At 30.6% G+C, this 15,113-nt stretch carries 17 protein-coding genes and 1 pseudogene; 7 read left to right on the forward strand and 11 right to left on the reverse strand.

Features of this window, described 5'->3' with window-relative positions:
* Positions 1-471: 471 nt before the first annotated feature.
* The 5 genes from JJE11_RS04180 to JJE11_RS04200 all read left to right on the forward strand — a co-directional run bounded on the left by JJE11_RS04180 (position 472) and on the right by JJE11_RS04200 (position 5,231).
* Positions 472-687, forward strand: coding sequence for a hypothetical protein (locus tag JJE11_RS04180; RefSeq protein ID WP_291632993.1), 216 nt, complete (start codon positions 472-474; stop codon positions 685-687).
* A complete protein-coding gene (locus JJE11_RS04185) occupies positions 677-871 on the forward strand; it encodes a helix-turn-helix transcriptional regulator (RefSeq protein ID WP_291632994.1) in 195 nt (64 codons plus the stop codon). The genes JJE11_RS04180 and JJE11_RS04185 overlap by 11 nt, the downstream gene beginning before the upstream one ends.
* 202 nt (positions 872-1,073) lie before the next feature.
* On the forward strand, positions 1,074-2,249 hold the full coding sequence (locus tag JJE11_RS04190; RefSeq protein WP_291632995.1) for an ATP-binding protein: 1,176 nt from the start codon (positions 1,074-1,076) through the stop codon (positions 2,247-2,249).
* On the forward strand, positions 2,239-3,804 hold the full coding sequence (locus JJE11_RS04195) for a hypothetical protein (protein WP_291632996.1): 1,566 nt from the start codon (positions 2,239-2,241) through the stop codon (positions 3,802-3,804). The genes JJE11_RS04190 and JJE11_RS04195 overlap by 11 nt, the downstream gene beginning before the upstream one ends.
* Positions 3,805-3,950: 146 nt before the next feature.
* The gene (locus JJE11_RS04200) at positions 3,951-5,231 is read left to right on the forward strand and encodes a methionine gamma-lyase family protein (protein ID WP_291632997.1); all 1,281 of its coding nucleotides are present in this window, start codon (positions 3,951-3,953) and stop codon (positions 5,229-5,231) included.
* Positions 5,232-5,321: 90 nt separating this feature from the next.
* On the opposite strand, the gene lexA is transcribed toward JJE11_RS04200, so the two are convergent.
* On the reverse strand, positions 5,322-5,930 hold the full coding sequence (gene lexA / locus JJE11_RS04205; RefSeq protein ID WP_291632998.1) for a transcriptional repressor LexA: 609 nt from the start codon (positions 5,928-5,930) through the stop codon (positions 5,322-5,324).
* 216 nt (positions 5,931-6,146) lie between these two features.
* Between lexA and JJE11_RS04210 the strand changes: the two genes are divergently transcribed.
* On the forward strand, positions 6,147-6,653 hold the full coding sequence (locus JJE11_RS04210; RefSeq protein ID WP_291632999.1) for a hypothetical protein: 507 nt from the start codon (positions 6,147-6,149) through the stop codon (positions 6,651-6,653).
* 218 nt (positions 6,654-6,871) lie between these two features.
* Here JJE11_RS04210 and JJE11_RS04215 read toward each other — a convergent pair whose 3' ends face one another.
* From JJE11_RS04215 to purB, 3 genes are all read right to left on the reverse strand, one after another.
* On the reverse strand, positions 6,872-7,870 hold the full coding sequence (locus tag JJE11_RS04215; protein WP_291633000.1) for a tyrosine recombinase XerC: 999 nt from the start codon (positions 7,868-7,870) through the stop codon (positions 6,872-6,874).
* Between the two features lie 164 nt (positions 7,871-8,034).
* On the reverse strand, positions 8,035-8,238 hold the full coding sequence (locus JJE11_RS04220; protein WP_291633001.1) for a DUF4177 domain-containing protein: 204 nt from the start codon (positions 8,236-8,238) through the stop codon (positions 8,035-8,037).
* Positions 8,239-8,367: 129 nt separating this feature from the next.
* Entirely contained in the window at positions 8,368-9,798 is a 1,431-nt protein-coding gene (purB, locus tag JJE11_RS04225) for an adenylosuccinate lyase (protein WP_291633002.1), read from the reverse strand.
* A 260-nt stretch (positions 9,799-10,058) separates the two neighbouring features.
* Here purB and JJE11_RS04230 point away from each other — a divergent pair, with 260 nt between their 5' ends.
* Positions 10,059-10,265, forward strand: coding sequence for a DUF378 domain-containing protein (locus tag JJE11_RS04230; RefSeq protein ID WP_291633003.1), 207 nt, complete (start codon positions 10,059-10,061; stop codon positions 10,263-10,265).
* A 67-nt stretch (positions 10,266-10,332) separates the two neighbouring features.
* Here JJE11_RS04230 and JJE11_RS04235 read toward each other — a convergent pair whose 3' ends face one another.
* The 7 genes and pseudogenes from JJE11_RS04235 to JJE11_RS04265 all read right to left on the reverse strand — a co-directional run.
* A complete protein-coding gene (locus JJE11_RS04235; protein ID WP_291633004.1) occupies positions 10,333-10,665 on the reverse strand; it encodes an MGMT family protein in 333 nt (110 codons plus the stop codon).
* A 21-nt stretch (positions 10,666-10,686) separates the two neighbouring features.
* Positions 10,687-12,078: a sodium:solute symporter gene (locus JJE11_RS04240; protein ID WP_291633005.1), complete on the reverse strand. Its 1,392-nt coding sequence runs from the start codon at positions 12,076-12,078 to the stop codon at positions 10,687-10,689.
* Between the two features lie 58 nt (positions 12,079-12,136).
* Positions 12,137-12,445, reverse strand: coding sequence for a GNAT family protein (locus JJE11_RS04245; protein ID WP_291633009.1), 309 nt, complete (start codon positions 12,443-12,445; stop codon positions 12,137-12,139).
* Positions 12,446-12,631 carry a hypothetical protein gene (locus tag JJE11_RS04250; protein WP_291633006.1) on the reverse strand — a complete coding sequence of 62 codons (186 nt, stop codon included), beginning with the start codon at positions 12,629-12,631 and terminating at the stop codon, positions 12,446-12,448.
* Between the two features lie 258 nt (positions 12,632-12,889).
* Positions 12,890-13,759 carry a S66 peptidase family protein gene (locus JJE11_RS04255; protein WP_291633007.1) on the reverse strand — a complete coding sequence of 290 codons (870 nt, stop codon included), beginning with the start codon at positions 13,757-13,759 and terminating at the stop codon, positions 12,890-12,892.
* Between the two features lie 176 nt (positions 13,760-13,935).
* Positions 13,936-14,814: a radical SAM protein gene (locus JJE11_RS04260; RefSeq protein ID WP_291633008.1), complete on the reverse strand. Its 879-nt coding sequence runs from the start codon at positions 14,812-14,814 to the stop codon at positions 13,936-13,938.
* 85 nt (positions 14,815-14,899) lie between these two features.
* Positions 14,900-15,113: pseudogene (locus tag JJE11_RS04265) on the reverse strand (dienelactone hydrolase family protein); the annotation flags it as partial.

Genomic DNA, 15,113 nt, shown 5'->3' on the forward strand with positions numbered 1-15,113 from the left:
CTGAAACAAATAATGAATTAATAGATTTAAGAAAAGAAAAAGGTGTGGTTTTTGCATATATCAAAAAAAATAATAATCATACCAAGGTAAACTTATAGCATTTTCGCATATTTTGATTTTATATTAAAAGAATATCCAAGCAAAAAAAGACTGATGCTGATGAAAAGGCGTTAGTCTTTTTTAATGTTATATTAATGTTTCTCATACTCTACAGAAAGGTTTTTCCGGCATACTAGATACAACAAAGCCAAAGGCAAGTAAAAGAATTTCACTTGCACCGTTTTCAGTTACATCAAAAAGTAAAATTATATTTACATTTAGTTAGGGTTAGTGTTAAAATGAAAATGTAAAATACTTTTTACATTATGCGGGTTTTTTTTAGTAAAAAATCTCTTGGTGCGTTGTTATGTTTTATAGTTATTTTAGTAATGGTAAGTTACTTATTATAATTTAAATAAGGGAGTGAATTTTATGAAAAAAATGGATGAAATGGAACTGAGTATTACTTTAAAAGCTACAAAATGGGCTTGGGGTTATACAATCCTCTTTCTAGCAATTTGGGTTGTCTATGATTACACTCAGACAGGAATATTAGGATTAGGATTCCTTCTTTTAGTATCGCAAAATATTGTTCTTAGAGGAAGTGAATTATTTTTGAAATGGGAAATTGGAAAAGATGAAAAATAATATAAGAGAATTAAGAAAACACCTTGGATTTAGACAGGAGGATATAGCAACTACGCTTGGTGTTACTAAGCAAACCATAAATGCGATTGAAAATGAAAAGTATAATCCTACTCTGGAATTAGCTATGAACCTTGCTAAACTATTAAACACTACGGTAGAAAAATTATTTATACTTGAAAGGTAAAAAAACTAATCTAATAGAAAAAACTAATACTTTACAAAACCGTCACATTTATAGTTGCGGTTTTTTTAATACAATAGCATACAAAAATAATAAAAATTTATTATTTTTGTATTGCTGACAAAAAATATTTTGTTAAAATACTTGACAAAATATTTTTTGTCACGTATCATTGTAAATATAAGGAATATAGGAGGCGATAATTATGAAAATTACGACAGGGCAAGCTGCGAGAGGGGAAAATTTTTTTAAGAGGCCTATTCTAATAAATAAATTATGGAGAAAAATTGAGTCAGAGAGTAGCATTATAATTTCAGCTCCAAGAAGAGTTGGAAAAACATCTCTAATGAGGTACATAGAAGATAATCCAAAGGATAAATATTATATAGTCTACGTGATTACGGAATCAGTAGATAACGAAAATAAATATTACAAGGAGATTGTAAAAGCCATTTTAAATTGTGATTCAATAAAGAAAAAAGACAAAGTAATAAATTCTATTAAAGATTTAGCAAAAAATATTTTTAAAAACTTAGATGAAGTTGGTATAGATTCGGTTAAGTTTAGCAAAAATATTGAATTGAATTATTATGAAAAATTTATAGACATTATGAGATCTATTGATTTAGAAGAGCACAAATTAATTATAATGATAGATGAATTTGCTCAAACAATAGAAAACATTCAACAAAAGGAAGGCACTACATATGCAGTTCATCTTCTTCAAAGTAATAGAGCATTAAGACAAAATAGTGATATTAATGATAAATTTCAATTCATATATACAGGTTCAATAAGTTTAGAGGGTATTGCAAGACGTATGGATTCTTCAAAGTTCATAAATGACCTAGATATATTAAAAGTCACACCCCTAAGTGATGAAGAAGGGAAGAATCTTATAAATGAACTACTTAAAGGGCTTGATTTTACAATGGATGAGGAAACTATAAATCATTTATTACATGAAATTAAGTGGTTAATTCCTTTTTATATTCAACTTGCTATGGATAAAATTCAGGACATTTATGATGAAGACCAATTACGAGCTATATGCATTGGATCAGTTGATTTAGCAATTAAAAGTATGATAGAAGAAAATAATAAATTTAGTAGTTGGTATGAGAGGCTTAAGGTGTACAAAAATAATGATTATAAATTTATTATAAAAGTATTAAACATAATTTCTATAACAGAAGCTAAGATGATAACTTATAATGAAATATATGATTTAGCCGTGAGATACGATCTTTGCGAAACGTATAAAGATCTCTTAAATACTCTTATAGATGATGGATATATAATTAATGATGCAGAGGAAAACATATATACATTTACTTCCCCTATATTAAGAATGTGGTGGTGTAAAAGAAATGCAAACTAGCAGTTTAAATCTTTATAATCCAAATAATCTAACAGAAAAAGACTTAATTGATAGGTTCGTAATAAGAAAAAAAGAATTTCAAAAAATTCTCAAAGATATAAAGGATTCTGACATGAAATATCCAGAGCAGCATTATATTATAGATGCCCAAAGAGGCTATGGTAAAACGACCTTGTTAAAAAGATTATACTTTGAAATAAAAAGAGACAAGGAATTAAAAGCAAGACTTATTCCAGTTATATTCCCAGAGGAGCAATATAATATACGCAGATTATTTAAACTTTGGGAGGTAACAGCGCAGCATCTCGAAATTGAAAACAATGAATTTATAGGTCTTTATGATGAAATGAATAAATACGCTCGAGACGAACACTATGAGGATATATGCTTTAAGATCCTTGAACAAAAACTTAAAGAAAAAAACATAAAGCTAATACTCTTAATAGATAATATAGGAGATATTCTAAAAAAGTTCAAAACCTATGAGCAGCAAAAACTAAGAGAAGTTCTTTTAACATCTGCTGAGATTAGAATTATAGGATCATCTTCAGAGGTCTTAGAATTTGCTTCTAATTATGATAAGCCCTTCTACGACTTCTTTAAGCTGATTAAATTAAAAGGCTTAAGTGAAGAAGAAACTGTGGAATTTCTTCAAAAGTTAGGTGAAATTTTTAATAAGAAAGATATAAATGAGTTACTTAAAATTAATAGTGGAAAAATAGAAGCTTTAAGGCGTTTAACCGGTGGAGTACCAAGAATCATTACATTACTTTTCGATATTTTTATTACGGGCGACGAACCATTCCTAAAAGAACTAGATATGTTACTTGATAGAGTAACGCCTCTTTATAAACACACAATGGATAGTTTATCTCCAGTGCAGCAAGAAATTGTTGATGTTATAGCTCTAAGCTGGGATGCAACAACCACAAAAGAAATAGCAGAAAAAATAAAAATGCAAAGCAAAGAAGTATCAGCTCAACTAAATCAATTAGAAAAAAACGGAGTAATAAATAAAATACCTGTAAATAAGAAAAATTTCATGTACCAGGTTAAAGAACGATTTTTTAACATTTGGTATCTAATGCGGTTTGGAGGAGAAAAAGAAAAACATCAAGTCCAATGGCTTGTAGATTTTTTTGAAAATTGGTGCAGTAAAGGGGACCTAGAGGAGAATGATAGTAATAGTTTTAACACTACTCGTAAATTAGCTGAAACTCTACTTAGGAATGATCTAATAGAGGACTCCTTAGAAAAAGCTCATTTATTTTTACAACTATCAATAGATACAGATAAATATAATAAGCTGATTAATGAGTATTTAATATCTCTAATGGCTAAAAAACAATATAATTCATTATTGATACTGTTTAATGAACATGAATTTAACCTTAAGGATAAATTTAAACCTACTTATTACGCGTTAATGTACTTTTTGAAAGATCAAAATGAAAAATTTGAAGTTGAGTATAAAAAAGCGGGTGAAGAATTAGAACAAACTGTTGAAGAGATTATTGAAGAAGTATTTTCTAAACAGGGGACACGCAAGGTATAATTCAGACTTGAAAATACACTATATGGATTGAAGTATGTTATTATTAATATTGTAATTTAAATAACTAAATAGTGCAGTGCATTTTATTTTAATTATATTATCTAAACATAAGTTAAAATACATAATACAAAAGGAGAAAAGGAATCATGATAGATATAACAAAAGAATACCTTCAAAATAAGTATAAAATAAGCTCGAAAACACTAGAATTATATGAGGTAGCATTGCGAGATGTGCAAGAGGAGTTTAAAATTCTTGATGAAATAAGAGAGTTTAATCAGCTTAAGGTTTTGACTGCATTACAAGATGAGCGAATTAGCGACGCTCATTTCACAAATTCTTCTGGATACGGGTATGGCGATATCGGTCGTGATTCATTAGATAAAGTATATGCAAGAATTTTTAATTGTGAGAGTGCACTTGTACGTCCACATTTTGTAAATGGAACACATGCAATTGGTGCTGCCTTATTTGGTAATTTAAGACCTAATGATACTATGCTGTCTGTATGTGGAACGCCTTACGATACACTTCTTAATATAATTGGTATAAATGTTAAGGAAGATATAGGTTCATTAAAAGATTATGGTGTAAAATATAAGCAATTAGAATTAAATCATAACTCTAAAGTTGATATTGACCTAATTAAAAAGACACTGCAGGGAGATGAGTCAATAAAACTAGTTCATATTCAAAGATCTACTGGATATGGCTGGAGGAAAGCACTATTAATTTGTGAAATAGAAGAGATTATAAATGCGGCAAAAGCTGTAAATCCAAACGTAATTTGTTTTGTAGATAATTGTTATGGAGAGTTTATTGAAGTCAATGAACCTACAGATGTTGGTGCAGACTTAGTTGCTGGATCACTCATTAAAAATATTGGTGGTGGGATTGCACCTACTGGTGGATATATTGCAGGTAAAGAAAAATATGTAGTGCAAGCGTCTTATAGACTAACAACTCCTGGCATAGGGGGAGAATGTGGCTCTACATTTGGGGTGATGCGTTCTTTATATCAAGGACTATTCTTAGCGCCACATGTAGCTATGGAAGCACTTAAGGGAGCTGTTTTCTGTGCAAGAATTATGGAACTTGCAGGATTTGAGGTTCTTCCAAAATATACTGATAAAAGAAGTGATATAATTCAGGCTATTAAATTTAATAACAAGGAAAAAGTAATCAATTTCTGTAGGGGTATACAAGAGGGTTCTCCCATTGATTCTTTTGCTCAATGTGAACCGTGGGATATGCCAGGATATGCAGATAAGGTTATTATGGCAGCAGGTGCATTTATTCAGGGGTCATCTATAGAATTATCTGCTGATGCTCCAATTAGAGAACCTTATATAGCATATTTGCAGGGTGGTTTAACTTTTGATCATGCTAAGATTGGAATATTAATAGCACTTTCAAGAGTTATTTAAAATAGAAAGTAGTAGTGAAACAACAAAAGCTTGCTAATGATATAATCATTGCAAGCTTTTGTTGTATGCTAAATATTTAGAAGAAGGGAATTAATACTTCCTATAAATACCCGCAAGTATGCCCAAAATTGAACAATCCTCAACTATAATAGGAGACATAGATGAATTTTCAGGTTGAAGCCTTATATGACCTTTTTCCTTGAAAAACCTTTTAATAGTTGCTTCATTATCAATAAGAGCTACTACTATGTCACCATTACTCGCGGTATTGATTTTCTCAATTATAGCTAGGTCTCCATCTAATATTCCTGCTTCAATCATACTGCTACCAGAAACTTTAAGTATGAACAATTCATTGTTGGTCTTAGTAAAATTTAAAGGAATAGTAAAGGTATCTTCAACATTCTCAACAGCGAGTATTGGTATTCCAGCTGTAATTTTCCCTATAATAGGTATATCTATTAGTTCTTTTCTTATGACAGAATCCTTTAATAATTCAATTGCGCGAGGTTTGGTAGGGTCTCTACGAATATATCCTTTTTTCTCTAATCTTTCTAAATGGCCATGAACAGTAGAGGTAGATTTTAAACCAACAGCCACGCATATTTCCCTTACTGAAGGTGGATATCCTTTAAGTTGAACCTGCTCCTTAATAAAATTATATATTTCACTTTGTTTATCTTTTTTTTGAGTTAACATAGAAACACCTCACATTCATAGTAGAATTATACCATATTAATGTAATAACATCAAACTTATGTTCTATTTTATAGTTGATAATAATTCTTCAAAAACACATAGCTGGTGTAAGCTTAAACTTATGTACACATAGCGTTTTACAGTTGATTAATGAAGCCTTATTTGTTATAATAGTGCATTATGAACGTATTTTAAATAAATCTAGTGGGGTGTTGTATGTCTGAAAATTGTATATTTAATGATAAAAAAATATGTAATAATTGCGGAGAATGTGAAGTCTGCGAATTAAATTCAAATAAGAAATGTAATAATTGCGGAAAATGTTTAGAACTCGAAGGCTACGATGTTAAAGCTATAAAAATTGATGAGGTCTTTGAGGATGAGGTAAATAAAGAGGTAGTAGCTAATAATGATGCTTCGGAAATAGATTTACATGAAAAAGAAGATAAATCTTATGAAACAGAAAAAATTGACCTACCTAAAGAAGATGATAGTACTTACAATAAAGTTGATGAACTACCAAATCTCGAAGATTATGAATCATTATTAGCAGCTGAGGAACTTTCTAATTTAAATAAGGATGATTTTATACCTGAAAATAATGAGGTTTGGGAATTTATAGACGATATAGAAGGGGTCAAAGAGCTTCTCGAAGATGAAGAAGATAACTCAGAATTTCTTGAAGAAGAATTCCCTGGACTTATAAGACTTAAGAAAATATAAATATATACTGGAAACATTATTATACGCAAAAAAAAGTATATATTACGTATAATGCATTGAGTCGAGCTTTAGAACTTCTTATTTTATTTTTAATTAAGGTGCGTTAAGAAAAACATACGTTTGAGCAAAAGCGAGTTTATGTTTTTTAGCAGATTAATTAAAAATAAAATTAGTAGTTCTTAGCGAAGTGAAAGCATTACTAGTAATATATACTTTTTTTATTCATCAGAAAGTGGGTTTGACTTAACCGCGTTTCTTAGTTTTTCATTATCTACATGAGTATATATCTGGGTAGTAGAAATATTTTCATGACCTAAAATTTCTTGTAAGCTTCTAATATCTACGTTACCATACTTATACATAAGAGTAGCTGAGGTATGTCTTAATTTATGAGGCGTATATTTGCTTTTATTAAGGCCTGCATTACCTATATGTTTTTTCACAATTCTTTCTACAGTTCTTTTATTAATTCTTCCAAATTTACCACTGATAAAGAGGGCATCCTTATCCTCGACATGAATTTTTTCGATTTCTGTATTTCTAATAGGTAAATACTTATGTATTGCTATAAGAGATGACTTATTTAAATATATTGTTCGCTCTTTATTTCCTTTACCAATAATCGATAAAGTATCATTTTTCATAGATGATATGTTTATACTGCAAAGCTCTGATAGTCTGAGTCCACAATTTAAAAACAAAGTAATAATACTATGATCTCGAATAGAATGCTTATCTCTAGAGTTTGTAGCATCTAGAAGGGTCTTGCTTTCATCCAAAGTTAAAAAAACGGGGCTTCGCTTGCCAAGTTTAGGTGACTCCAAATCTATTGTTGGATCGATATTTAGGACTTTAGCTTTTGTGGTCAAATACTTAAATAGGGACTTTATAGCTGCAATTTTTCTTGCTTTGGCATAATTGCCATTAGCTCTTTGCTGTCCAAGATAGGATACAAATGCATATAAATCCTGCAATGTAAGGCTTTTTAACGTATCTAAGGTTAAGTCACTTATAATAACTTCCTCAAGCGGCAGGGACTTATCTGATGGTTCTAATCCTTTATAAACTTTTAAGAATTTTAATAGTAATGATAAATCAGCAGTATAAGCAACAATAGTATTAATAGAAGAACCTTTAATAGTAGCTAGATAATTAAAATAATCATTTAGAAAGTCCGGGATATCATTGTTATAAACATTTTCCATGCTAGATTTCATGAGTACCTCCAATAAACATAATAATGTCGTGAAACTTACATTTCACGACATTATTATACTACAAAAGAGGGGGTAAAATCATACTTATTTGAAATATAATTAATTTAATTTTATAAACTAATTATATTTCAAATAATATTTGTTTTGACACCTTAAAAATATAGTTATTTTCTTCTTTTAAAAACTGATATTATTTCTCTACTTGCTCCATATGCTTGAGCAGTTGCGAAACACGATACTAATTTCCATCCAAATTCTCCAAGTTTATTAAGTTCATTGTCAAAATGGTCTACTTCTACTATTCCACCCATCATACCTTTTACTTCAACTTTAACAGTTCTATATTCCCATTTTTCCAAAAATATCACCTCAAGTCCTATATTTTAATTCATTTATATACTAAATCTCCTGCATTTTCACAAGTGCAGGAGATTTGGAATCAGATAGTTACATTAGTGGTAGCTTCTTATAGTCTAATTTATTTATGATATTAAGGATTATACATTTATAGAAGTTTCTACACCTAATGCATCTTCGTTAGCGTCTAATATTGGTTTTACATATTCATCTATAAACTCTACAACTTGACTTGGAGCTCTACCTACAAATTTAACTGGGTCAATTATAGCTAGAATCTCTTGCTTTGGCATCTTAAAACTATCATCATTTATAATTCTTTCTATAAGATCATTATTTAAGCCTTCTTCTTTAACTCGTCTTGCAGCAGCCATAGAATGAACTCTAATGTTTTCATGAAGCTCTTGTCTGTCCCCGCCCCTTTTAACTGCTTCCATAAGAATATTTTCTGTAGCCATAAATGGAAGTTCGCTGCTTACATGGGTAGCAATAACTTTTTCGTATACTACCATATTTTCAGCTATATTTATATATAGATTTAATACTCCATCAAGGGCTAGGAAAGCTTCGGCTATGGATATTCTCTTATTTGCAGAGTCATCCAAAGTTCTTTCAAACCATTGTGTTGCAGCTGTTATAGCTGGATTTAATGAATTCACTATAATATATCTGGATAGTGCACTAATTCGCTCAGAACGCATAGGATTTCTTTTATATGCCATTGCAGATGATCCAATTTGACTTTTTTCAAATGGCTCTTCTACTTCTTTCATGTTTTGAAGTAATCTTAAATCGTTACTGAATTTGTATGCACTTTGAGCTATTTCTGATAATGTATTTAATATTATAGAGTCTAATTTTCTAGAATAAGTTTGACCAGTAACTGGATATGTATCTTCAAATCCCATTTTCTTCGCTACATATTTATCTAAGTCTTTTACTTTTTTCTCATCATTATCAAACAAATTCATAAAGCTTGCTTGAGTACCGGTTGTTCCTTTAACCCCTCTTAATTTCATCTTATCTACAACGAAGTCTAAATTCTCAAGGTCCATTACTAATTCTTGAATCCATAAAGTTGCTCTTTTACCTACAGTAGTTAATTGAGCTGGCTGCAGATGAGTAAACCCTAAAGTAGGTACATCTTTATATTTTAATGCAAATTTAGAAGATTTACTAATTACATTAACCAACTTCTTCTTAACTAATAATAAAGCTTTTTTCATTACTATTAAATCAGTATTATCTCCTACGTAGCAGCTTGTAGCCCCTAAGTGAATAATTCCCTTTGCAGTAGGACATTGAACCCCATATGCATATACATGGCTCATTACATCATGTCTTATTTCTTTTTCTTTTTCTTCAGCCACTTCATAATTTACGTTATCTACATAAGATTTCAGCTCTTCAACTTGAGCCTGAGTAATATTAACTCCTAGTGACCTTTCACCTTCAGCAAGGGCAACCCAAAGTTTTCTCCAAGTTTTAAATTTCATATCATCAGAAAATAAATAACTCATCTCTTTTGACGCGTATCTACTATTTAATGGTGTATTATAAGAATTTCTCATATTCTGCCTCCATACGTACGTATTAGGATATAAAACGAATTTCATTCATATTATAACATACACTAATATGAATAGTAACGAAAATGTTCGTATATTTCAATTGTACTTTCTAAAATAGTTTTTATAAGATAGATATATCAAGATAGATATATCTATCTTAATATTATTTACGCTTTAAATCAAATATTAAATAGTTCTAAAATATTATATTTATAATATAATTTATACAATAGAACAATTATAATAGTTTGGGGGGAATTATGTATAAGTTAAATAATATAGACAAACTTTCATTTATATTTGTATTGGTAGGTTCATTAAACTGGGGTCTTTTAGGATTATTAAATTTCAATCTAGTTAGTTTTATCTTTGGGTCCGTCCCATTCCTTGCTAGAGCAATATATATTTTAGTAGGATTCTCTGCTGTCAATATTGCTGTATTTATATATAGGAGTAAAAAAATCTAGCTCTTGCAAAAACATAATATAATAGTAAAAATACTCCATAGATTCTTATGGAGTATTTTTATGCCCCTTAAGAGTCAAGTCCTTTAACGTTAGTATAACCATTAAACTGAAATTCATCTAGATTTATAGCATTATGTCTAGTAAATTTTACACCTTCACTTTCGAGAAACATTTTCTGCAAATTATGAGACTCATAATCTTTTAAACCAATCTCCCCTTTTGAGTTTACAACTCTATGCCAAGGCAATTTATATTTCTCACTTAAGGAATGAAGAACTCTGACTACCTGCCTAGCTCCTCTGGGGCTGCCTGCTATAGCTGCAATTTGACCGTATGTCATAACTTTACCTTCAGGTATGCTTTCTATAATTTCTATAACTCTTTCTGTAAAAGATTCCATTTTAAGCCCCTTCCTAATTGTTTATCTATTTAAGCCATCATCAATACCTGATTTAAAGCTATAAAATTTACTCATACCTAAGAGTACAGAAACACTAATCGTTAATCCTATATATATTGAATTTATTTTCCCAAGACCTAGTAAAATCCATATTAAACTAGCCATCGGACCTACTATTATAGAATATATACCAGCTTCAATTCGTATCTTGTTTCTAAAAAACGTTGCGGCAACAACTGGGATAAAAATTGGTGTAGCTCTAAAAATCATAGAAAGGAACCCCCAATCAAGTATCATAGAATCTTTGTTATTTATTACTATTAATAAACACATAATTCCAATAAAAATTATAGTTGCTCTCAAGATATAAAGCTGCTTTTTATCTCCCGCTTTCTTATTTATGCACTGACTATAAATGTCCCTAACAAACATAGTTGCAATTCCTAAAGTTAGACCTGCTCCTGTTGCTATAGATGATATTAGTACAGTTGCAATACATACTCCAGCGAAAGCAGGATTTAAATAATTCATAAGAAACAATGGAAATGCTTCACTTGGTACAATACCAGGATGATGAATTCTCATATACATCCCAATCATTGTACATACAATTCCAACTGGTAAAACTAAAAATGCCACTAAATATGCACTTCTTCTTGATGTTTTAGAATTCTTTCCTGCCATTATAGCTTGAAAATAAGTTTGAGTTGATAATACTCCAACTATTGTTGATATTCCAGAAGCTAAATCCGAAGACACTCCCCCACTAAACAAATTAAACCATGGTTCTTGTGGCAAAAGAGAAGTTATATCTCTAATTCCATTAAACTTAAATATTAGTAATGCACCGCATATTATACTTGTGCCATATAGAAGAACTGTTTTTACCGCTCCTACCATTGTGCTTCCCCAGAAACCACCAAATACTACATAAGCTACAAGTAGACATACAACAATTATTGCGGATTTAGTAATACTCATATGGAACACTACAGTAAACAAAGCAGTACAGGCTATAATCTGACCATTAATATGAATAAACATACCTAGGGATAATAAAACACTAGATGTTGTTCTTGCTTTTTTGCCATATGTATTTCCTATTATCTGTGGAATTGTTTCTGCAGATTTTTTATCTACCTGACTTGAATAAAATAAGCCCAACATTATACTTGCAATAGAAAGCCCCAATATAAACCATATTGCTCCAATACCTCTATTATAAGCCATTTGAGCAGTTCCTACAGTAGAGGCTCCCCCTATTATTGAACCCATAAGCATACTTGTAACACCCATGACTCCAAGTTTATTGCCACCTGATATAAAATCTTTAGATGTTCTAACCTTAGACTTTGATAAATAACCAACTATTCCAGTCATTACCAATGTAATAACCGCACTAATTATAAGCATTATGTACATCCCCTTCAGATATTATATCAAAGCATCGTAACTTATTTTAAAATAAAGTTCATTTAAAATATTCTCTTTTTAGCATAGAATATATGATTTGATCCAAATAACCTCGTTCAGATTTATAATTCTCCCTTAGCACACCATCACGATGCATTCCAAGTCCTTTATAGAGTTTAATTCCTATCACATTATCCGGATATACATCTAGCCAAAAACGGTTTACATTTCTCTCTTCAAATGCATACTTTAATAATGCAATCATAGATTCCTTGCCATACCCTAGTCCTTTATGAGAAATAGCAATTCTTCGTAATTCAAAGATTTCAGATTTAAAATCTAATTTAATCAATACAAATCCAACAATTTAATTATCTTCTTTTTGTTTAATTACAAAAAGTAAATGGTCTCTACTTTCAATTTCAGCCTTATGTTCTGCATATGTACCAAGCCATATGAAATTCCGATTGTCCTTATGGCTTTCTAAATTAATAATAGTTTCAATGTCAGCTTCTGTTGCATCGATTATAAAAAGGCGCTTCGTTTCTATCATAAATATATCCTCCTATTATTTCGTTGGCATTTAAATATATAATCTTACCAAGGTCTTTTTCTTTAGAATTCAACTTTGTCTTAACTACCTCAATAGTTTTCTCTGTATTCCCTTTACTTTGACTACCATGATAAAACTGATTTGCAACACTATAATTTTTCTTTGGCATTTATAAGTTCTCTATTAAGTTCTTCAAACATGCTAAACTTCCTTTCTACTTATAACTTTTAATTAGTTCATTAACCATAATACTTAATTTCAATCGTAGTCATTGTTAATAATAGTTACTTTTTTATTTGTAGCATCCAGTTCAACTTCGCACCCTATTGGTAGAGTTAGCATTGGATGTGTATGACAGCAATCAAAGTCTGCGATGAATGGTAAGTTGTTAGATCCTAATACCTCTAATAATATTTCATATGGTTTTCTTTCTGATTTCCAATCATTAAACATTTGGTGCTTTCCAAGTATGATTCCTGAAATCTTATTAAATACACCATTTATCTTCAGTAAAGAAAAACTTCTCTCAATAGTTCCTGGGTCTTTAGATGCATCCTCTATAAATAGTATATCACCATCCTTTATTATAGGCATATATTCACTACCCCAGATTCCCTGCATTGTATCTAAATTTCCACCAATTAACCTTCCTTGAGTTTTCCCGCCATTTACTGTAATTAACTGGTTTTCCTTTTGTTCCTTTGCTCTATCTTGCGTTTCCCAATCTATAGATTCCTCAGTCCAAAAGAATGGAGTATTTAAAGTATATGGAAATTCTGTTTCATCAATAGGAAGCTCTTTAAAATATTGGTATGTACAATCAACAAAAGGAGGATACTCCCCAAATGATGCTACTAACGCAGGTCCATAATAGGTATTAATTTTTGTTTTTGCATATATAGCAAGTAAAATTGCTGTAACATCAGAATAACCTATTATTATCTTTGGATTTCTTTTCAGTTCTTCATAGTCAATATATGGAAGAAGTGAATTCGAATTCATGCCTCCTATAGTAGCCATAATACATTTTACTTCAGGATTTCTAATTAAACTATTTAATTCTGCTGCTCTTTCCTTGATACTCCCTGATCTATAATAATCATATTTTCCAGTTAGACTACCTTCCACAATCTTGAATCCTTTATTTTCTATATATATTTCTTAGCCTTATCAAACCTTTTAGGACAGGTGTATGTTATTGGTGCGGAAGGTGAAAATATACCGATTGTATCTCCTTTAGCTAATTTTTGCATAGTACTCATTAAATCTCCCCCATAAAAATTAATTTATCATATACAGCACCGTTATTCTAGTCCAGGTAGCATTAACTGCTCATACTCATTTCTTCCCTCAAATTTATGAAGATAATTAAAGCATGCTTCAATATCACACAACATACCATGGGATTTACAGGTTCTTTTCAGCATATTCATCAACCTATCATTGTTAGGACTTGGTATCTGATATGCATAGTTATATCTTTCTATGTATCGCTCCTTCATTCCTGGAAAATGTTCATCCAGCTTTTTATATAAATATTCCCTATTTCCTTCTCTTAAGGTTAATCCCATGCCAAAACAAATAATGCCATGTACTTTCGCCTCTATACAATAATCCAGTATTCCCCGAATATTTTCCTCTGTATCATTAATAAATGGTAAAATAGGACTCAACCAAACTACCGTAGGAATCCCGTTATCACGCATTATCTTTAACACCTCAAACCGTTCTCTCGTAGTGCTGACATTGGGTTCTATAATTTTACACAAATCCTCATCATAAGTAGTAAGGGTCATCTGAACAACACACTTTGTCTTCTCATTAATTTTTTTGAGTAAATCTAGATCCCTTAAAATTCTTGAGGACTTGGTCAGTATGGACAGTCCAAATCCATGTGAATGAATAAGTTCAATACACTTTCTAGTGTTCCCCAGTTTTTCTTCCAAGTGAATATATGGATCACTCATTGCACCCGTGCCTATCATACATTTCTTCCTTTTCCTTCGCAGGACATCCTCTAAAACTTTCGGTGCATTAATCTTTACCTCTATATCCTCAAAATCATGATGCATCTGATAACAATTGCTTCTTGAATCGCAATAAATGCAGCCATGAGTACAGCCACGGTATATATTTATTCCATTTTGAGCTGATAAGATACCTTTTACCTCTGTTTCATGCATAATGTTCTCCTCGTTGTTTAAATACTTTTTTCATAATAATATAGAATCAAAAGAGGAATAAAGGACTATTTTTAAGCAATAAGCCCTATGGAAAAACATAATTTGTCTTCCTCAAAAAGTTATCTACTAATATTTCTGCTTCTTCAAATGACTGTGTACAATAGTTCTTAGAAAATGTGTCAGCAAACCCATGTTTACCTCTTAGTATATGAACATCTATATTCCATTTTTTCAAAGTAATAACTAATTTTTTAACATCGAATGATATCTCTTCTGCAGGGAAAATAAGTGAAACCGGA

Source organism: Clostridium sp. (assembly GCF_016650095.1).
Taxonomy (GTDB): Bacteria; Bacillota; Clostridia; order Clostridiales; family Clostridiaceae; genus Clostridium_AD.